Raw genomic sequence first — 20,051 nt, 5'->3', positions numbered from 1 at the left:
CGGCAAAAAAGAGGCCCCTCCCCGCGGGTGCGGAAAGGGGCCAGGGTCGGGAGGACGCCCGAGAGGAAATGGCCTGAGAGGAAAAGGCCCGAGAGGAAAAGGAATGACGGTCAGGCGTGCGCGCCGGCCCCCTGGACCGCAGTCTTCGGCGCCGCCGCCGTCGCGGCGACCGGCTTCTTCAGGATGCGCAGAGCCAGCGCGGTCACCACGGTGCCGACCACCAGGGCCACCACATAGCCCAGCAGATGCGTCACCGCGTTCGGGATCGGCAGGACGAAGATGCCGCCATGGGGCACCTTCAGCTCAGCCCCCACCGCCATCGAAATGGCACCGGTCAGCGCACCGCCGATCATCAGCGCCGGGATGACGCGCAGCGGATCGCGGGCGGCGAAGGGAATGGCGCCTTCGGTGATGAAGGCGATGCCCAGGACGGCGGCGGCGTTGCCGGCCTCGCGCTCCTCATGGGTGAAGCGGTCGGCGAACAGCTTGGTGGCCAGCGCCAGACCCAGCGGCGGCACCATGCCGGCGGCCATGGCGGCGGCCATCGGGGTATAGACCTGCGACGCGATCAGGCCGGTGGAGAAGGCGTAGGCGGCCTTGTTGACCGGACCGCCCATGTCGAACGCCATCATCGCCCCGATCAGCAGGCCGAGCAGGATGGCGCTGCTGCCCTGCATGCCCTTCAACCAGGCGCTCATCCAGGCCAGCGCCTCGGCGACGGGGGTGCCGACGACGTAGATCATCAGCAATCCGGTCAGCAGCGATCCCAGAAGCGGCAGGATCAGCACCGGCTTCAGCCCTTCCAGGTTGCGGTGCAGCTTGATGTGCCGGTTGAGGAAGGCGGTGCCGTAGCCGGCGATGAAGCCGGCGACGATGCCGCCGAGGAAGCCGGCACCGATGCTGCCGGCCAGCATGCCGCCCACCATGCCGGGGGCGATGCCGGGACGGTCGGCGATCGAATAGGCGATGTAGCCGGCCAGCGCCGGCACCATCAGGGCGAAGGCACCCTTGGCGCCGATCTGGAACAGGGCATAGCCCAGCGTCCCGGCGTTGGATTCCTCATAGACGTAGATGCCGCCCAGCGCGAAGGCGAGCGCGATCAGCAGGCCGCCCGTCACCACGAAGGGCAGCATGAAGGACACGCCGGTCATCAGATGCTTGTAGGGGCCGGTGCGCTGGGCCGACCGCTCGGCCTTGCCGGTGGCGACGGCGTCGGCCAGCGGGACCGCCGGGCCGTGCGTCTTCGCCTCGGCCAGGGCGCGGTTGACCAGCGCCTTGCCGTCGTTGATGGCGGGCTTGGTACCGCTCAGGAACACCCGCTTGCCGGCGAAGCGCGACAGGTCGATCTGGGTGTCGGCGGCGATCAGCACGACGTCCGCCTCGCGGATCTCCTCGTCGGTCAGCGTGTCGCGCGCACCGACGGAGCCCTGCGTCTCCACCCGGACCTTGTGCCCCAGCGCGGTCGCCGCCTGCTGGATGCCCTCGGCCGCCATGAAGGTGTGGGCGATGCCCGTCGGGCAGGAGGTGATGGCGACGATCCGGCGCGGCGCCGCTGCCACCGAAGCAGAGGCAGAAGCGGAACCAAGCACGCTCGCCAGCACGGCGCCGGGGTTGCCCAGCACCTCGTCCAGAGGAGCGGAAACGCGCTTCACCGCGCCGAAGCGTGCCTCGTCCAGATCGCCGCCGCCGACCAGGATCACGCCGTCCGCCGTCGCCGGTGCCGCAGCGTCGAGCGGGGATTGGATGCCGAGGCTCGTGCGGATTTCCACTTGGATGCGGTGGCCGGCCGACGATGCCGCCTTGCGCAACGCTTCAGCGGCCAGAACAGCCTGGGTGGTGAGGTCTCCCGCCGCGATCACTGCCAACAGGTTCGCCATTGTTTCCTCCTCGCGGGTTCGTGCCCCCGCCTGTCACTCTATTGAATTCTGTCCGATGCCGCTGGCCGGACCAGTTGAGCCGGATCAGTCCAGCCGGGTCAGCGTCACCTGTGCCGCAAGCGCCCGCACCGTTGCCGGATCGGGCAGGTTGGGGCCGAAGCAGCCGAGCTTGGCGGCGGCAAAGGCCACCGACAGCCGGGCCACATCTTCCAGCCCGCCATCCTGCTGGAAGGCGGCGATCAGCCCCGCCACCATCGCGTCGCCCGCCCCGACGGTGCTCAGCGCCTGGACCGGGGGCAGCCGGCCATGCAGCGCGCGTGTGCGGTCCCCGTCCATACCGACGAACAGCGCGCCCTCGGCCCCCAGCGACACCACCACAACGGCGACACCGCGCCGGTTGAGGTCGCGCGCCGCGTCCAGAAGGTCGGCATCGGTCGGCAGCGGCCGGCCAGCCCAATCCTCCAGCTCGTGCCGGTTGGGCTTGATGCAATGGGGCAGTGCGCCGGTTGATGCCAGCGCCGCCGCCAGCGGCGCCCCGCTGCTGTCCAGCACCACGCGGGCGCCGGCCGCAGTCAGATCGGCGGTCAGTACGGCGTAGCTGTCGGTGGGCAGGCCATTCGGCAGGCTGCCGGCCAGCAGGACCGGCGTGCCCGGCTCCACCAGCCGGCGAACCGCCTCCCGCACGCGGCCGAGCGCGCCGGGATCGGCGGAGAGGCCCGGCAGGTTGATGTCCGTCGTGTCGTTGGCCGCAAGGTCGGCGATCTTGATGTTGACCCGCGTTTCGCCCGGCAACCGCAGGAAGGCGTCGGTGATGCCCTTGGCCTGGAACAGCGCTTCGAACGGCGCGGCATTGCCGGTGCCGAGCAGCCCGGTGGCGACCACCGGCGTTCCCCAATCGGCAAGGCAGCTGGCGACGTTGACGCCCTTGCCGCCGGCATTGTGGCGCACCGCCTTGGCGCGGTGGACGCTGCCGGGTTTCAGCGCCTCGACCGTGATGGTCTGGTCGATGGCAGGGTTCAGCGTGACGGTGACGACGGGTTTCGTCATGACGCCTCTCCCTCCAGTGCGCGCACCTCGTCGGAGGATTCGCAGTCCAGCGCCCGCTGGGCCAGCGCCCGCAGACCCGCGAGGTCGCTGTCGCGCAGCCGGTCCTTGACGCCGGGAATGTCGCGCGGGGTCATCGACAGCTCGCGGACGCCGAGGCCGGCAAGCAGGGCGGCGCCGAACGGATCACCGGCGATGCCGCCGCAGACGCCGACCCAGCGGCCATGCTTCTCGGCTCCTTCCACCGTCATGCGGATCAGGCGCAGCACCGACGGGTGCAGGCTGTCGGCCTCCGCCGCCAGTTCGGGATGCTGGCGGTCGACGGCCAGTGCGTACTGCGTCAGGTCGTTGGTGCCGATGGAGAAGAAATCGACATGGCGGGCCAGCACGTCGGCCTGGATGGCGGCGGCCGGCACCTCCACCATGATGCCCAGCGGCACCGCCGGGGCGTCCAGCTCCGCCCGGATGCGGTCGCAGACGGCGCGCAGGGTCTCGATCTCGCGCAGCGTGGTGATCATCGGGAACATGATCAGCAGCGCATCCGGTTTCGCTCCCTTGGCGGCGCGGTAGAGGGCGCGCAGCTGCGGTTCCAGCAGTTCCGGATGGCGCAGCAGCAGGCGGGCGCCGCGCACGCCGAGGAAGGGGTTCTCCTCGTGCGGCAACTGCAGGTGCGGCACCTGCTTGTCGCCACCGATGTCGAGCGCGCGGACGATCAGCGGACGGCCGTCCAGCGCCTCCAGCATCGCGCGGTAGGTCTGGTACTGCTCCTCCTCGCTGGGGGCGTCGCCGCGCTCCAGGAACAGGAACTCGGTGCGCATCAGGCCGACGCCTTCGGCCCCCTGCGACAGCGCCACCGGCACCTGATCCGGGCGGTTGACGTTGGCGCCGATCTCCACCGTGTGGCCGTCGCGGGTGCGGGCGGGCAGGCCGCGCCGCTCCTCCTGCTGGGCCTTCTTGACGCGCTGCTCCTCGATCCAGCCATGTGCGGCGGCGAGGTCGGCGTCGGTGGGCTCCAGATAGAGGCGACCGGACTGGCCGTCGAGGATGGCGGTGGTGCCGTTGGCAAGCTCGGTCAGCGCGCCGCCGCCCGCCACCATGGCCGGCAACCCCAGCGTGCGGGCCAGGATCGCGGTGTGGGAGGTCGGACCGCCCTGCGCCGTCGCCAGACCGATGACCCGGCCCATGTCGAGCGCCGCGGTGTCGGACGGCGACAGGTCGTCGGCGACCAGGATGCAGGGGGTGTCCGGCAGGTCGCGGATGGAGCCGCCGCGCAGGTCCGGATCGATGCGGGTCAGCACCCGGCGGCCGACGTCGCGCAGGTCGGCGGCACGGCCGGCCAGCACCGGGTTGGGGTTGGCGGCCAGCTTGGCGGCACTGCGCTCCACCGCCTCGTTCCACGACCAGCCGGGGCCATGCCCCTCCACCATCAGCTGGCAGGCGAGCGTGATGACGTCGGTGTCGTTCAGCAGCTCCGCTTGCGCCGCGAAAATTCCCGCTTCGGCGGGTCCCAGCCGGCGGGCGGTGTCGTCGGCCAGCGCCTTCAGCTGCTGGCGGGTCAGGTTCAGTGCCTCGTGCAGGCGGTTGCCGCCTTCCAGCAGTGGAGCCGGACGGTCGGGAACCGTCAGGTCTGCTTTCGGCATCACATGCACCGGCCCGATGGCTAGGCCGGGGCTGGCGCCGACCCCGGCGACCACCGGCATCTCGCGCCCGGCCGTGGTCGGCGGGGTCCAGCCCTGCACCACCGCCTTCGCCTTGCGCGCCGCCGCGGCGGCGTCCGCCTTCTCCCGCGCGCTCAGGCCGGTGATGGTGGCGCGCAGGCGGTTCAACACCGCGTGCGCGTCGGAGCCATCGGCGGACACGGTGATGCGGTCGCCGGGACGCAGGCCAAGCTGCAGCAGCGCCACCAGCGTCTTGCCGTCCACGGCCTCGTCGCCATGTCGGACGCGGACGCGGCCGGAAGCCGCGCGGGCGGTCTCGACCCAGGCGGCGGCGGGGCGGGCATGCAGGCCGGTCGGGTAATCGACCACCCACTCGAAGCTCTCGGCCAAGTCGCCGGCCTCTGACGCGGGCGTGGCCGGCGCGGCGCTCTCGTCCGACAGGGCGGCGACGAGGTCGGCGGGATCGCCGGTGGTGAAGAGGGCATTCAGCCGCGCCTCGTCCTGCATCAGGCGGGTCAGGCGGCGCAGGATGGCGATGTGGGCGTCGGACTGGGCGGCGATGGCGACGACCAGCCGGGCGGTCTGCCCGTCGTTCCAGACCACGCCGTCGGGCACCTGCAGGATGGCGATGCCGTTGCGGCGGACCAGATTGCGGTCGTCCACCATGCCGTGCGGGATGGCGACGCCATGGCCGAGGAAGGTGTTCGCCACCGATTCCCGGCGGATCATGCTGTCGGCATAGGCGGGGTCGATGCAGCCCGCGGCGATCAGCAGCTGCGCCGCTTCGCGGATCGCCGCCTCCTTCCCGGCCGGGGCGGCGCCCAGGCGGATCAGATCGGGGGGAAGGCTAAGGGGGTGCGTGTCGGTGGCCATGGCAACCGTCTCCTCCGCGGGTTCTTGTCTGTCCTCTTGATCCTCAGTGAAAACGATTACAGACGGACTGTCAACGGCTGCCGCAGTGCAGCATCAGCACTTTTTCGGAGGAGCGGCTTGTCAAGCAGGCTGAAATGAGGAATGCTTCCGGCATCTAACTGGAAACGTTTTCAGAAGCCGCCCTCGCCTGAACCCGCTCTGGTCATGCCGGGCCGCGCACGGCTAAGATCGCCTCCCCTTACGGGGCACCCCCTACCACCACTGGTTTGCAGATGAACGCCTCCGGCAAGACAGCCAGCATCAAGGACGTGGCCCTGGCCGCCGGCGTATCCGTCGCCACCGTGTCGCGCGTGCTGAGCAACGGCCCGGTCAGCGAGGCGTTGCGCAAGCGGGTGGAGGATGCGGTGCGCGCCACCGGCTACCGACCCAACCTGTCCGCAAGGCGGCTGCGCTCACAGCATTCGCAGACCATCGGGCTGGTGGTGTCGGACATCCGCAACCCCTTCTTCACCGCCGTCAGCCGCGCGGTGGAGGATGCGGCCTATCGCGCCGGCATGCGCGTGATCCTGTGCAACAGCGACGAGAATCCGGAGCGGGAGGAGTTGTACCTGCGCCTGATGCAGGAGGAGCGGATCACCGGTCTGATCTTCGCCCCGACCTGCGCGACGCTCGACCGGCTCGACACGCTAGACCTCGACTTTCCCGTCGTGCTGATCGACCGCAACGCGCCGACCGCCCGCCACGACGCGGTGGTCCTGGACAACCCGCGCGCCGCGGCCATGCTGGTGGAGCATCTGCACGCCCAGGGCTATCGCCGCATCGCCGGCCTGTTCGGCAACACCAGCACCACCGGCCAGGAACGTTACGAGGGATATCGCTCCGCCATGTCGGCCCGCGGTCTGGCGCCGGCCGCCCGCTTCCTCGCCCCCTATGCCGACGCGGCGGAACAGGCCGTGGTGGCGTGGATGGCGGAACATGACCGGCCGGAAGCCTTCATCGTCAGCAACAGCCTGTTCCTGATGGGCGTGGTGAAGGCCGCCCGCCGGCTGAAACTGCCGATCCCCGACGGGCTGGCGGTCGCCGGATTCGACAATGAACCCTGGACGGAACTGGTCGGTCCCGGCCTGACCGTCATCGAGCAGCCGGTGCAGGACATCGGTCAGTCGGCGATGGCCCTGCTGTTCGAACGGCTGGAAGCGCCGGACCGTCCCCGCCGCCGCCTCGTCCTGGGCGGCACCTGCATCGTGCGCGGCTCCACCGCCGCGCGGATGGCCGACGCCGACTGAACCGGCGGGACTGAACCCGCGCGTCCTGCCGCGAGCAGGCGAGCGGCCCGGATCGCAACCCTTCGTGGACCGTCCTGACCGGGCGGGATCCGGCGTCCGCATCGAACGGGCTGCGACAGCCTCGCCGCACCCGGCAGCGAAACGCAACCGCGCTTCACCCTCCCCTCTCGTGTGCCGCCGGTCCGGCAACGGACTACTCCCGATGCCTGAACATGGGCGTTGCCGATAACCGACGCCCGAAAGATACGCTAAGACTCCCGGTTCCTGACAACGGACGATCAAAGAAAAATACTCCCCCGGTGTGCGGGAAGAACAGTTCCGAAAGCGGCGTTGACCGTCGTCCAACACCCCACTACCGTTCAGTTTGCAATGCACAACAAAAATGCTCGCCCGAGCTAATAACGGCGACCGCAGATTTCTGTTCCATTCCGCGTTAATTTTTAAACTAACCAAGTAAATGTTGGGTCAAGCAACTAATTCTTGGTGGCGTTCATGACCCATGATGGTCGCCCCTGGTGGGGGCCAGCCAGCCGACAAAACAAGAAACACGGATTCGGGGGAAGACGCGGTGCGCACACTTCAGGGACTTCGACGGGGGTGAAGGCGCGATGCTGAAAGGTCTGACCGGACGCAAGGCGGCGGCGAAGGGGGGCAGCTTCGCCCGGCATGGCGTGACGACTGTACTCGTCACCGCCGCCACGATGGCGCTTGGACTGCTGACGGGAATCCTCGTCGCCCGCACCATCGGTCCGGAGGGTCGGGGGGCGCTGACCGCCGTCCTCACCACCATACAGATGCTGGGCTGGCTGTTCGGCATGGGCTGCGGCAAGGCGGTCACCTATGCGCTGTCGCGGGACCATTCGGCCGGCGGCCGGCTGCTGAGCACCTGGACGCTGATCCTGCTGCCGCTGGCGGCGCTGGCGATCGGCACCGGCTATCTGCTGCTGCCGCTGCTGCTGGCCGCGCAGCCGGTGGAGACGCTGGAACTGGCGCGGCTCTATCTGCCCATGATCGCCATGGCCCTCCTGGCGGAGCTGATGCTGGGGCTGATCCTGGGCGACCAGGACTTCCGCAGCTTCAATGCGCTGAACTTCATCCAGCCGGCCGGCGTCGCCACGCTCTACGCCATTCTTTGGCTTGCCGGCCACTTCACGGTGGAATCCGCCGTCATCGTACAGGCGGCGATGAGCACGCTGGTGCTGGTCGTGGCCACGGCCCTGCTGGTCCGCCGCCACGGAATCGGCCGTCCCGATCCGGCGCTCGGCCGGCAGACGCTCTGGTACGCGCTGCGCACCCACGGCGACGTGGTGGGCGGCGTCATCACCCAGCGGCTGGACCTGCTGATCATCCCCGCCTTCCTGCCGGCGGCCCAGGTCGGGCTCTATGCGCTCGCGACCAGCCTGTCCTGGCTGATCGTCAGCCTGTCCAGCGCGTTGGCCACCGTGGTGATGCCCGCCGCCACCCGGCGGGGCCAGTCGGGACGGTCGCTGGTGCTGAACAGCCTGCAGGTGACCTTCGCCATCGGCGGGCTGCTCGGCGGCGGGCTGTTCGTCTTCGCCGACATCGCCATCGGACTGGTCTATGGCCCGTCCTTCGCCGACAGCGCGCTTCCGCTGCGGTTTCTGCTGCCGGGTGCCGTTCTCTACGCCGCCGCGTCGATCCTGCTGAACGGGCTCTATGCGGAGAACAGGCCCTTCACCGCCACCATGGCCAACCTGCTGGGCATGCTGGTCACGCTCGGCGGCCTGCTGCTGTTCCTGCGCAGCGGCGGGATCCTGGCAGCGGCCATCGTCTCCACGGTGGCCTACACGCTGGTGTTCGCCACCGCGGCGATCCTTTACCGGCAGGCGACGGGGCTGCCCTGGCGCGTCTTCCTTCCCGACCCTGCGATGCTCGCGGCACTACCGCGGCGCCTGATCGCACTCGCCAAACCGTCTCCGGCGACCGCCGCTCCGGCCGGACCCGCAGGCAAATGACAGAACCTACAGGATTTGGGGGAACCACAATGCGACTGTCGCTCTTGACGCCCGAATACCCACCCGGCGAAAAGCTCGGCGGTATCGCCACCCACACCCACACGATGGCCCGCGCGCTGGCGCGGCTGGGCCATGCCGTCCAGGTGGTGACCCCGTGGAAGGCCGGCGGCCTGCCGGCCGGCATCACCATCGAGGATGGCGTGACGGTGAACCGCGTCGATCCGGGGCCGCGCCTGCATGCGGTCGTGGACCGGTTCCGGACCAACCGCCGGCTGGCCGACGCCGTCCGCTCCTTCCGTCCCGATGTGGTCCATGCCGCCGAGTTCGATGCCGACGCCTGGTGGCTGAGCCGTTTCAGCACCATTCCCGTGGTGACGCGGCTGGCGACGCCGACCGGGCTGGTGATGGACACCAACACCCAGCCCTGGGTGCCGCACACCCACCTGCTGAACGCGCTCGAACGCGACCAGACCAAGCGCAGCGCGGCGATCTACGCCTCCACCCGCGCCATCGCCCGGCGGGTGGCCGATTACTGGCGCATCCCGCCGGAGCTGATCCAGGTCATCCCCAACAGCATCGACCTCGCCGCGGTGGCGGCGAACCGGACGGCCGAGCCGCCGATGGCGCTGCCGAAGCGCTTCATCGCCTTCTTCGGCCGGTTGGAGGGGCGCAAGGGCATCGCCACGCTGGGCCGCGCGATTCCCGGCGTGCTGGCCGCCAATCCCGACCTGCACCTGATGATGATCGGCGGCGAGGACCCCGCGAGCGCCGCGATCATCGACCAGTTCCGCCGCGATGTCGCTCCGGTCGCCGACCGCGTCCATTTCACCGGCGCCCTGCCCCGCAACGACGCGCTGGCCGTGGTGGCGCGGGCGGAGATGGCGGTCGTCCCGTCCCTGTGGGAAAGCTTCGGCTTCGTGGTGGTCGAGGCGATGGCGCTGGGCGTGCCGGTGGTCGCCAGCGACTGCGGCGGATTCCCGGAAATCATCGAGCATGGCCGCACCGGCTGGCTGGTCCCGCCGGGACAGGCGGAGCCGCTGCGCGACATGCTGATCGCCCGGCTGGCCGACCCCGAGGGGCTGAGGGCCGCCGCCGCCGCCGGACTGGAGCATGCGAAGAGCTTCGACGTCGATACGGTCGCCGCCCAGGTCGCCGCCCTGCTGGAGAACGCCAAGGCGGAGCGGTCGCAGGCTGCCGGGTCCGGCATCTACAACAATGGCTATCGCCGCCATTTCCGCCCCGACCACCCGACCACCCCCTTCTACCGCATTTATGACGAGAAGCGCCGCGCGGTGGCGGCGGAGCTGGAGCGGTTGCCGAGGATGCGCATCCTCGATGTCGGCGGCGGGTACGGCCGCATCACCGGTCCCTTCGCCGGCCGTCACGACGTGACGCTGGTCGACATCTCGCACGAGATGCTGGCCGAGGCGAAGGAACGTTTCCCCGCCCTGACCGTCCAGCAGGCCGACGCCCGCAAGCTGCCCTTCGCCGACGACAGTTTCGACATCGTCATCGCCATGGACCTGCTCTGCCACCTGCCCGACCTGGAAGCCGGCGTGCGCGAGCTGCAGCGGGTGGTCAAGCCCGGCGGCCGGATCGTCTGCGACACCACCAACGCCAACCCGCTGTGGGTGATCGCCTATCCCCGCTACTACCGCTGGCGGCCCGACCGGCTGCTGGCGACCATGCGCTGCCACGGCGTCCTGCCGGAATGGAAGGCGCTGGTCCGTCACCACTGGGCGCCGGAGATGCGCAAGGCCATCGCCGCCACCGGCCTGACCCTGCAGAAGACCGACCATTTCGGCCCGCCGGGGGTGGCGAAATGGCACCTGTGGTGGTGCCAGCGCGGCGGCAAGGGCACGGAGGGGCACGCATCGTGACCAAACCGCCCCTGCTCCTCTTCCTCGCCCATGGCGCCGACCCGCACCGCGTCGCCATCGCCCCGGTGCTGGCCGCCGCGGCGGAACGCGCCGGCTGGGCCTTCGACCTCTATTACGATGGGCGGCGCAGCGGTCGCCATTTCGGCGGCTGGGAGGATGGCAACCGCACCGAGGCGACCGGGACCGGCAGCCTGATGGCCGGCGGCCGGCACCTGGACCACGCGCTGTGGCTGACCACCCGTTACCGCGTCGTGGCGCTGGGCGATCCCGCCTCCCCCTTGTGGCCGGTGGTGGAGGCAGGGGGGGAATGCGCCCTGCGGAGCACCGACCCGGCCGCGCTCTATGAGGCCGCCTTCCGCCTGCTGGAGCAGCCGATCCCGGAAGAGGTCGCGGTGCTGGACATGGCGCCGCAGACCCCGCTCGGCATCGTCGCCGCGCCGTTCCTCTACCCGCAACTGATGGCGAAGCCCTACCTCGGCATCGATGTCGGCGCCGACGCCGGACTGCGGCAGCGGCTGGAGGCGCTGGGCGCCCGCCATTTCACCGGCCATTGCGTCGACCCGGTGCGGGCCCGCCACTTCCCCGGCGGCCTCGACGCGGTCGAAGGCAGGGTGGCCGGGGAAAGCTATGCCAGCTTCAGCGCCGCGCTGGCCCACCGCCATGCCGGCTGGGGCCGGGGAACGTTTCTGGGCGATCCCGACCTGATCGCAGCGCAGCTGCCGCTGGCGGCGGCCAAGCGTCTGCTGCCGCTCTACGGCCGGCCGCAGACCGACGTGATCGAGCGCGCCGCCGACCTGATCCGCAACGGGGCCGACCCGGTCTATGGCCGCCAGTTCGACGATCATGACTTCTTCGCCCTGGGCCGTCTGGGCCGCGGTTTGCAGATCGTCGATCCCGATCCGCCCTTCGCCAGCACGGCCGACGTGCCGTTGCGCATTGCGGAGCCGCCGCGCCCCTTCACCGACTATGAGCCGGACGACGCCACCCTGCGCCGCTGGGCAGCGGAAGGGCGGGTGCTGACCACGCTGGTGCTGTGGTCCGGCATGATCCGCGAACTGCACTGCATCCCGCGTATCCTCGATCTGGTGGCGGCGACCGGCCTGCGCTGCGGGCTGGTGGTCACCGTCGACAGCCTGACCCAGTCCAGCCCCGCCGACCTCGCGCTGCTGTCGGTGCCGGAGGAACGCGGCGGCGTGCTGGGCCGGGTGGAGCTTCTGCTGGGCAGCACCGGCCGCGGCGTCTGCGCCGAAGGCGAGATGCCAAGCGACGAGCTGGCCCGGCTGCTGGCCGACGCCCGTGCGGAGATGGCGACCATGCTGCCGCCGGGGCTGATGCCGCGCGGCTGGTGGCCGCTGGTCGACTCCCCCCTCGTGCCGGGCCGCACCCAGCGCCTGCATTGGGAGGAGGGCCGGCCCGTCCTGCGCATCTCGCCCCGTCCGCGCCCGTCGGAAACCCCGGCCGCCAGCGTGGAGGCCGTGTCGGAGGGCACCCCCCGCAAGGCGCCGACGCGGGCCGGGGCTCCGGCCATGGACGCCCGGCGCATGATCGGCAATGCGCTGCGCCGCTACCGGCTCGACCGCTTCTACGAGGCGTGGCGGCCCTATGACAGCGCCCGCCCCGGCCCCCTGCGGCGGGACGTCGCCGCCGCCGTCCGCTCCGCCGGATTCGATTACATGTGGACCAAGGCCGCCTTCGGCTCGGCCGAACCGGCGCTGGTCGACGGGGAGTTCGTGGCCCTGCCCTTCACCGCCGGCGATTGGGACGGCTGGTCGCCCTTCTACACCATCCGCAACACCGCGCAGGTGCGGGCGGCCGAACGCCGGCTGACCCGCGGCGGGCGGCCGGGTTGGCTGGCGTCCAACATCGATTCCATCCTGTGGATGCTGCCGGGCGAGGTGCTGGAGAAGGGGCGCGCCCTGTTCCAGGTCGCCCGGCTGGTCGCCGGCGGCGGCGGGACCGGAGCGCTGGTCAACGTCACGCCCAACACCGTCGCCCGCTACGCCCGCATCCTGGCGGAGGCGAAGACCGGACAGGGCATCCCCACAAGTCCGGAGCCGCCAGCGGAGATCCGCGGCGGCCCGGCGCCGGACGCCGCCTCCGCCCCCCGCCAGCCCACCCGCGACCCGGCAGAGGTCGCCTGAACCAATTGGGCCGCATCGCACCTCCGCGCACAGTTTGTCGAGATGAAGGAGTTCAGCCTATGGACGCACCGGAACACCGATTGCCGCCAGGCACGGCCGGTATCCCCTCCGGCTTTGTCGCACCGCCGGTCGGAACGGGCGCCGACAAGGTCAATGTGGGCCGGCTGGTACAGACGCTGTGGCGCCAGAAATGGCTGATCCTGGGGCTGACCGCGGTGCTGTGGCTGCCCGCGGTGCTGCTGATCAACTCGATGACGCCGCTCTACAGCGCATCGGCCGTGGTGGTGATCGATCCGCACACCAACCGCGTCATCAACATCCCCTCGGTGTCGGAACCGATGGGAATGTATCTCGACACCGTCAACACCGAGGTCGAGATCCTGCGGTCCCGCGACCTCGCCCGCCGCGTGGTGGAGACGCTGAATCTCGGGCAGGAACCGGAATATGCCGCAACTCCCAACAAGCCGGGCCTTCTGACTCCGCTGTTCGATGAAGGCCGCGCCTTGCTGACCGAGGTGGCGTCCGGCCTTCCCGAACCGCTCTCCTCCCTGCTGACACCGCCCGCCCGCCCGTCCGTTCCGACCGGCAGCGCGGAGGATAAGGAAGCCGCCCGCCTGATCTACGCCTTCCAGAAGAACCTGCGCATCAGCCCCGGCGTGCAGTCGCGCGCGATCCGCATCGCGGTCGAGGCCAAGGACCCGCAGCTGGCGGCCCGCGCCGCCAACGCGGTCGCCGACGCCTACATCGCCATCCAGGTGGAGGCGAAGCGCAAGGCCACCCAGAACGCCAGCGAGTGGCTGCAGAGCCGATTGGACGAGCTGCGCCAGGACATGACCAGCACCGGCCGTGCCGCCGTCGAGGCGATGCGTGCCGAAACCGGCATGGCCAAGGGCCGCGATGCTCCGCTGGTGAACGAAGAGATGTCGGCCCTGAACGCCCAGTTGGCGGAGGCGCGCACGGCGCTGACCAATGCCCAGGGGCGGCTGCGCCAGCTGCAGTCCGTTCAGCCCGGCAACCCCGAATCGCTGACCGGCGCCGACATCGGCGGCGACCCGCTGATCACCGGCCTGCGCCAGCGTCAGACGGCACTGAGCGCCCAGTTGGCCGAGCTACGCGCGCAATATGGCGACCGTCACCCGGCGCTGGCGCGGCCCGCCGCGGAGCTGCGCGAACTGAATGCCGCTCTCGCCACCGAGGTGGACCGGGTGATCCGCAGCCTTCGGGGCGAGGTGGAGCAGCAGGTCGCCAAGATCCAGAGCCTTTCCCGCCGGCTGGAGGCCCTGCGCACGGAATCCTTCGACAACCTGCAGGCGGACGTGAAGCTGCGCGAGCTTCAGCGACAGGCCGACGCGTCCGACGACAACTATCGCCGCGCCGTCACCCGCCTGAAGGAGACCCAGGTGCTCCAGGCGCTGGAGATGACGCCCGACGTTCGCATCGTGTCCACCGCCGACGTTCCGGTGGGGCCGGTCGGGCCGGGCAAGACCGTGCTGGCGGCGTTGGCCGCGGTGGTCTGCGGCGCCATCGCCACCGGCATCGCGCTGGTGCGGACCGCCAGCCAGCGCGGCGTCTACAGCTCCCATCAGGTGGAGGCGGTTCTGGGCCTGCCGGCCGTCGGCATCGTGCCGCTGCTGGGCCGGATCAAGCGGTCCGCCCGCTCCGACGCCAACGGCGATCCCTATTCCAACACCGGCGGCGGCGAATTCGCCGAGGCCGTCTGGCGGCTTTGCGCACGGCTGCATCTGGTCCGCACCGGCGCCGAGCCGGCCACCGTCAAGGGCGGCGAGGTGGTGATGCTGACCTCGTCGGTCGCTGGCGAGGGCAAGACGACGCTGGCGGTGGCTCTGTCCGCTTTCCTGGCCGACACCGGCCGCCGGGTCATCATCGTCGACTGCGACACCCGCCGTCCCGCCGTGCACCGGCTTCTCGGCGGCACCCGGCCGCCCAAGGGGCTGACCGACCTGCTGGAAGGCGATGCGACGCTGGATCAGGTCGTGCAGATCGACGACCGCCGCCGGGTGGCGGTGATCGCCGCCGGCCGGCCGGTCGACCGGCCGCAGATCCTGTTCGGCTCCAAGGCCATGCTGTCGCTGCTGGTGGAGCTGTCCGAGCGCTACGACGTCGTCGTCCTCGACACGCCGCCGGTGCTGTCGGTGTCCGACGCGCTGATCCTGGCGCCGCTGGCCGACCGTGTCCTCTATGTCGTGCGCTGGGCGCGCACCGCCACCAGCCTTGCCAGTGCCGGCATCAAGCAGGTGCGGCAGGTCGGCGGGCGGATCAGCGGCGCGGTGCTGTCGATGGTCAACGCCCGCGACCACGCGAACCTGGAATACGGCGCCCGCCCGCCCAGCGGCCGTTCCTACCGCCTGCGCCGCATCGCCTGAGCCTAAAAAAAACCCTCGGCCGAAGTCGAAGGCCTGCCCCTTGCCGGAGGACCCACAATGAAAGTCGCGATCGTCCATTACTGGCTCGTCGGGATGCGCGGGGGGGAGAAGGTTATCGAAGCCCTGTGCGAGCTGTATCCAGAAGCCGACGTCTTCACCCACGTCTACCGGCCGGAGCGCATCTCCCCCGTCATCCGCAGCCACCGGGTCACCACGACCTTCATCGACCGGCTGCCGATGGCCCACCGGATGTATCAGAAATACCTGCCGCTGATGCCGCTGGCACTGGAGCAGCTCGACCTCAGCGCCTACGACCTCGTCATCAGCAGCGAATCCGGGCCGGCGAAGGGGGTCCTGACCCGGCCGGACGCGCTGCATGTCTGCTACTGCCACACGCCGATGCGCTATGTGTGGAGCGGCTATCACGACTACCTGCACTCGGCCGGGCCGATGGTCCGGCCGCTGATGCCCTACGCCATCCACCGGCTGCGGCAATGGGATCTGGCGACGGCGGCGCGGGTCGACCGCTTCATCGCCAATTCCGAGACGGTGGCGAAGCGCATCTGGCGCGTCTACCGCCGCGACTCCACCGTCATCAACCCGCCGGTGGAAACCCGGCGCTTCGCCACCGCGGAGCCGCCCGGCGATCACTACCTGTTCGTCAGCCAACTGGTGTCCTACAAGCGTGCCGACGTCGCAATCGAAGCCTTCAACCGCATGGGCCGCAAGCTGGTCGTGGTCGGCGAGGGCGAGGAGTACCGCCGGCTGAAGCAGATGGCCGGGCCGACGGTGGAGTTGCTGGGCCATTGTTCCGCCGAGGAGCTGGACCGGCAGTATGCCGCCTGCCGCGCCCTGATCTTCACCGCCAACGAGGATTTCGGCATCGTTCCGGTGGAGGCGATGGCCGCCGGCCGGCCGGTGATCGCCCTGAACCGCGGCGGCGCAACCGAGACGGTGAAGGACGGCCTGTCCGGCCTGTTCTTCGACCATCAGACGCCGGAAGCGCTGATCGAGGCGGTGCAGCGTTTCGAGGCGCAGGAACACCGCTTCAATCCCACCGTCATCCAGGCCTATGCCGCCCGCTTTGACCGTTCCGTGTTCAAGGCACGGCTGCGCGAGACCATCGACAGCTGGGTGAACGGCGAGGAGCCAGCCCTGGCCCCGGCACGGGCCGCCGCCAACGACGCCCGCGGGCGGGAGCTGGCTCCGGCATGAGCGTCGCCATGAACCCTACCGGCAAGATTTCCACCGGCATGCCCCGCCCCGCCCCCCATGTCCCGATCGATCCCCATGCCACCGAGCGGTTGGGCGTCACGGTGATTATCCCGACCTACCGGCGGCCGGACCAACTGGCCGGCTGCCTGGACGGTCTGGTCCGGCAGACGCTGGCGCCGGTCCAGGTTGTCGTCACCGTGCGCGACACCGACCCGGAGTCCGCAGAGGTCGCCCGGCGCTACGCATCCACCCTGCCGATCGAGGTCGCCGGCATCGACGTGCCGGGGCAGGTGGCGGCGATCAACCGCGGCATGGACCATGCCCGCGGCGACATCGTCGCCATCACCGACGACGACGCCGTTCCCCATCCCGACTGGGTGGAAAGGATCGAGGCCTGGTATCGCACCGATCCCCGCATCGGCGGCGTCGGCGGTCGCGACCACGTCTATCACGGCACCGTGCCGGAAACGGGGGAGGCCCGGGTCGTCGGCCGGCTGCAATGGTTCGGCCGGGTCATCGGCAACCATCATCTGGGCGTCGGCCCGGCCCAGGACGTCGACGTGCTCAAAGGCGCCAACTGGAGCTTCCGCCGCGCGGCGATCGACGGCCAGCGGCTGAACACCCGGCTGCGCGGCAGCGGCGCCCAGGTCCGCAACGAGGTGGATTTCTGCCTGCGGCTGTCCCGTCAGGGCTGGCGGCTGGTCTATGACCCGATGGTGGCGGTCGACCACTTCCCGGCGGTGCGCTTCGACATCGACCAGCGCGGCGCGAACCACTTCCATCCGCTGGCGCAGGAGAACGCGACCTTCAACGACACGCTGGCCCTGATGGCCCATTTCGGCCCGGCCAACCGCGCCGCCTTCGCCGCCTGGGCCATGCTGGTGGGGACCTGCGAGTTTCCCGGACTGGCGCAATGGGCGCGGCTGGCGCTACGCGGCGACCGCCATGCCGGGGCGAAGCTGCGCGCCACCTTGCGCGGCCGGCTGGAGGGAATGCGCCACTGGCGGGAGACGGCGGCATGACCTTCGCCACCACCGGCTTCGAGCATGGCCATCATGGCATGGGCCATCACGGCATGCCTCATCACGCCACCGGCGGCCTGCCGTCCCTGAATAAACTGGCGGCGCCGGTCTTCTGGTTCCTGGTGGCGGTTCCGGTCCTGATGGGCAGGGCCGGCGTGCTGGAGATCGTCTTTCCGGTGGGGGCGCTCGCCGTCGGTGCGCTGCTGGTCACACGCGACCCGGCCCGGTTCGCCGCCTTCACATGGTGGTTGTGGTTCCTGACGCCGGAGGTGCGCCGGCTGGTCGATTACCAATCGGGCTGGAGCATCATCAGCCCGATCATGGTGACGCCCTTCGCCGTCGGCGCAATGACCGGTCTGGTGATCGCGCAATATCTGCCGATGCTGCGCTATCGCGCCTATTTCGGATTTCTGCCGGTGATGCTGGGCATCTCCTACGCCTACTTCAATGGAATCTCCCAGGCGGGCGTGGCGGCCGCGACATTCGCACTGCTGAACTGGGTGGTGCCGGTTATGCTGGGGCTCTATGTCGCCCTGCACTGGCCGATCTACCCGCAGATGCGCGACGCGGTGCTGCGCGCTTTCGTCCTGGGGCTGGCGCTGGTCGGCGGTTATGGCCTGATCCAGTATTTCATCATGCCGGCCTGGGATGCGCGATGGCTCATCAATGTCGGGATGACCAACCAGGGCATGCCGCTGCCGATGCAGGTCCGGGTGTTCAGCACGATGAACTCCTCCGGCCCGCTGGCCTTCCTGCTGGTCACCGGACTGGCCCTGCTGCCGGCGGCGCGTGGTGTAATGGTGCCAGTCGCCGGCGCGCTGGCTCTCGGATCGCTGTTGCTCAGCCTGGTGCGCGCGGCCTGGCTGGCCGGTCTGTTCACTTTCGCGTGGCTGCTGCTGACCATGCCCGGCCGCCATCGGATGCGCCTGATCGCGGTCGGCGTCGGGCTGGTCCTGTGCTCCCTGCCGCTTCTGAGCGTGCCGAGGGTCAACCAGGCCATCGCCTCCCGGTTCGACACGCTGAATTCGATGGAGAACGACCGCAGCTATCAGGACCGGCAGGAGTTCTATGTCACCTTCCTGTTCTATGCCCTGACCGAGGTGCGCGGCGCCGGGCTCGGCACCATCGACACCGCGACCAAGCTGACCAACGAGGACGGACAGCTGGGCGTCATGGCCTATTTCGACAGCGGCATCCTGCGCGTGCCCTATGAGCTGGGCTGGCCCGGCGCGTTCGGCTATGTCGCCGGCCTGATCATGCTGACGGCCGGGATGCTGCGCCGCGGCGGCGCCCCGCCGGACCCGTTCGCCCGCTGTGCCGAGACGGCGGCGCTGACGATGCTCGGCTGCATGGTGTTCGAACACACGCTGGTGAAGGTCACCGGCGTCGGCTTCTGGTTCTTCCTGGGCATGGCGATGGCGGCCAAGAACTACGGGCTTGCCGGCCTGCAGAGCCCGATCCTGACCACCGCCCCCGCACAAAACTTCCAAGAGGACAAGCAATGGACGGAAGCCTGATCCTGCCCGGCACGCTGCCGGGGGAGATGCGGGAGGCCAGCGTGCTTCAGCTTGGGCTGGGCTGGTTCCCGGAGACCCATGGCGGGGCGGAGAACATGTTCTACAACCTCGCCCGTCACCTGCCGCAGCAGGGCATCGCCTTTTCCGGGCTGGTGCTGGGCACCGTTTCCCGGACGCTGGACAATGGCGCCCGCATCGACAGCTTCGCACCGCCGACCGCCTCGCTGCCGCGCCGGGTGGCGGCGGCGCGGACCGCCATCGCCGAGACGCTGCGCCGGCAGGCGCCCGATCTCGTCGCCTCCCACTTCGCATTGAATACGGTGGGCGCTCTGCCCGCCTTGCGCAACCGGCCGCTGGTCGTCCATTTCCACGGCCCCTGGGCATTGGAAAGCGCGGCGGAGGGCGCCGGCCCGCTGGCGGTGCGGCTGAAATTCATGGTGGAGCGGCTGGTCTATCGCCGCGCCACCCGCTTCGTCGTCCTGTCGCAGTCCTTCGCCTCCATCCTGGCCGAACGCTATGGGGTCCGGCCGGAGCGCATTCATCGGGTGCCGGGCGGGGTCGATGCCGACCGCTACGACCTTTCCGACAGCCGCCATCAAGCGCGCGCGCGCCTGGGCTGGCCGCAGGGGCGCCCCATCCTGCTGACGGTGCGCCGGCTGGTGAAGCGCATGGGGCTGACCGCGCTGGTCGATGCCATGGTGGAGTTGCGCCGCCGGATACCCGACGTGCTGCTGGTGGTCGCCGGACGCGGGCCGGAGGCCGCGGCGCTCCAGGACCGCATCGGCGCCCTGGGGCTGGAGGAGCATGTGCGGCTGCTGGGCTTCGTTCCCGACGCGCATCTGCCACTCGCCTACCGGGCCGCCGACCTGTGCGTGATGCCGTCGCAGGCGCTGGAGGGCTTCGGCCTGACGGCGCTGGAATCGCTGGCGGCGGGCACCCCGGTGATGGTCACGCCGGTCGGCGGCCTGCCCGAGGTGGTGGAGGGGCTGGACGGCGACCTCGTGCTCGCGGGGATCGACGCGCGCTCCATCGGCATCGGCATTGCGGAGGCGCTGAGCGGAGTCCGCCGGCTGCCCGACGCCGACGCCTGCCGGGCGCTGGTGCGCAGCCGCTTCGACTGGCCGGTCATCGCCGCCCGCACCGCCGCCGTCTATCGCGGTGCCCTGCAGTGAGCATCC

General features: G+C 70.2%; 12 protein-coding genes. 9 read left to right on the top strand and 3 right to left on the bottom strand.

The genetic code is table 11. From position 1 onward, the window contains the following. Positions 1 to 110: 110 nt before the first annotated feature. The 3 genes from B9N97_RS12190 to ptsP all read right to left on the bottom strand — a co-directional run bounded on the left by B9N97_RS12190 (position 111) and on the right by ptsP (position 5,452). Complete coding sequence (locus tag B9N97_RS12190) at positions 111 to 1,877, bottom strand: fructose-specific PTS transporter subunit EIIC (RefSeq protein ID WP_085086629.1); 1,767 nt, start codon at positions 1,875 to 1,877, stop codon at positions 111 to 113. Between the two features lie 84 nt (positions 1,878 to 1,961). Then, positions 1,962 to 2,924: a 1-phosphofructokinase gene (gene pfkB / locus B9N97_RS12185; protein WP_085086627.1), complete on the bottom strand. Its 963-nt coding sequence runs from the start codon at positions 2,922 to 2,924 to the stop codon at positions 1,962 to 1,964. Next, the gene (gene ptsP, locus B9N97_RS12180; protein WP_085086625.1) at positions 2,921 to 5,452 is read right to left on the bottom strand and encodes a phosphoenolpyruvate--protein phosphotransferase; all 2,532 of its coding nucleotides are present in this window, start codon (positions 5,450 to 5,452) and stop codon (positions 2,921 to 2,923) included. Before ptsP ends, pfkB begins: the two co-directional genes overlap by 4 nt. A 272-nt stretch (positions 5,453 to 5,724) precedes the next feature. Here ptsP and B9N97_RS12175 point away from each other — a divergent pair, with 272 nt between their 5' ends. The 9 genes from B9N97_RS12175 (at position 5,725) to B9N97_RS12135 (ending at position 20,045) form a co-directional block, all read left to right on the top strand. Next, positions 5,725 to 6,738, top strand: a complete 1,014-nt coding sequence (locus tag B9N97_RS12175; protein WP_085086623.1) for a LacI family DNA-binding transcriptional regulator — start codon at positions 5,725 to 5,727, stop codon at positions 6,736 to 6,738. Positions 6,739 to 7,346: 608 nt separating this feature from the next. Then, positions 7,347 to 8,714, top strand: coding sequence for an oligosaccharide flippase family protein (locus tag B9N97_RS12170; protein ID WP_085086621.1), 1,368 nt, complete (start codon positions 7,347 to 7,349; stop codon positions 8,712 to 8,714). A 29-nt stretch (positions 8,715 to 8,743) separates the two neighbouring features. After that, positions 8,744 to 10,594, top strand: coding sequence for a glycosyltransferase (locus tag B9N97_RS12165; RefSeq protein WP_085086619.1), 1,851 nt, complete (start codon positions 8,744 to 8,746; stop codon positions 10,592 to 10,594). Continuing rightward, the gene (locus tag B9N97_RS12160; protein ID WP_085086617.1) at positions 10,591 to 12,735 is read left to right on the top strand and encodes a hypothetical protein; all 2,145 of its coding nucleotides are present in this window, start codon (positions 10,591 to 10,593) and stop codon (positions 12,733 to 12,735) included. Before B9N97_RS12165 ends, B9N97_RS12160 begins: the two co-directional genes overlap by 4 nt. A 59-nt stretch (positions 12,736 to 12,794) precedes the next feature. Beyond that, positions 12,795 to 15,119, top strand: a complete 2,325-nt coding sequence (locus tag B9N97_RS12155) for a GumC family protein (protein ID WP_085086615.1) — start codon at positions 12,795 to 12,797, stop codon at positions 15,117 to 15,119. 57 nt (positions 15,120 to 15,176) lie between these two features. Further along, positions 15,177 to 16,334 (top strand): glycosyltransferase, encoded by a 1,158-nt coding sequence (locus B9N97_RS12150; RefSeq protein ID WP_085086613.1) that lies wholly within the window; start codon positions 15,177 to 15,179, stop codon positions 16,332 to 16,334. Next, positions 16,331 to 17,356: a glycosyltransferase family 2 protein gene (locus B9N97_RS12145; protein ID WP_085086611.1), complete on the top strand. Its 1,026-nt coding sequence runs from the start codon at positions 16,331 to 16,333 to the stop codon at positions 17,354 to 17,356. Before B9N97_RS12150 ends, B9N97_RS12145 begins: the two co-directional genes overlap by 4 nt. Continuing rightward, positions 17,353 to 18,873, top strand: coding sequence for an O-antigen ligase family protein (locus B9N97_RS12140; protein WP_244560688.1), 1,521 nt, complete (start codon positions 17,353 to 17,355; stop codon positions 18,871 to 18,873). The genes B9N97_RS12145 and B9N97_RS12140 overlap by 4 nt, the downstream gene beginning before the upstream one ends. Then, positions 18,858 to 20,045, top strand: coding sequence for a glycosyltransferase family 4 protein (locus B9N97_RS12135; protein ID WP_244560687.1), 1,188 nt, complete (start codon positions 18,858 to 18,860; stop codon positions 20,043 to 20,045). The genes B9N97_RS12140 and B9N97_RS12135 overlap by 16 nt, the downstream gene beginning before the upstream one ends. Positions 20,046 to 20,051: the final 6 nt, after the last annotated feature.

It is taken from the genome of Azospirillum oryzae, assembly GCF_900177515.1.
Taxonomy (GTDB): Bacteria; Pseudomonadota; Alphaproteobacteria; order Azospirillales; family Azospirillaceae; genus Azospirillum; species Azospirillum oryzae_A.
The sequence above is the reverse complement of the archived record's forward strand: the minus strand, read 5'-3'. Positions and strand labels throughout refer to the sequence as shown.

Coding starts and splice junctions, on each gene's coding strand:
- B9N97_RS12150 (WP_085086613.1), top strand. CDS start 15,177: ATGAAAGTCGCGATCGTCCATTACTGGCTCGTCGGGATGCGCGGGGGG.
- B9N97_RS12135 (WP_244560687.1), top strand. CDS start 18,858: ATGGACGGAAGCCTGATCCTGCCCGGCACGCTGCCGGGGGAGATGCGG.
- B9N97_RS12175 (WP_085086623.1), top strand. CDS start 5,725: ATGAACGCCTCCGGCAAGACAGCCAGCATCAAGGACGTGGCCCTGGCC.
- ptsP (WP_085086625.1), bottom strand. CDS start 5,452: ATGGCCACCGACACGCACCCCCTTAGCCTTCCCCCCGATCTGATCCGC.
- pfkB (WP_085086627.1), bottom strand. CDS start 2,924: ATGACGAAACCCGTCGTCACCGTCACGCTGAACCCTGCCATCGACCAG.
- B9N97_RS12145 (WP_085086611.1), top strand. CDS start 16,331: ATGAGCGTCGCCATGAACCCTACCGGCAAGATTTCCACCGGCATGCCC.
- B9N97_RS12140 (WP_244560688.1), top strand. CDS start 17,353: ATGACCTTCGCCACCACCGGCTTCGAGCATGGCCATCATGGCATGGGC.
- B9N97_RS12155 (WP_085086615.1), top strand. CDS start 12,795: ATGGACGCACCGGAACACCGATTGCCGCCAGGCACGGCCGGTATCCCC.
- B9N97_RS12170 (WP_085086621.1), top strand. CDS start 7,347: ATGCTGAAAGGTCTGACCGGACGCAAGGCGGCGGCGAAGGGGGGCAGC.
- B9N97_RS12165 (WP_085086619.1), top strand. CDS start 8,744: ATGCGACTGTCGCTCTTGACGCCCGAATACCCACCCGGCGAAAAGCTC.
- B9N97_RS12190 (WP_085086629.1), bottom strand. CDS start 1,877: ATGGCGAACCTGTTGGCAGTGATCGCGGCGGGAGACCTCACCACCCAG.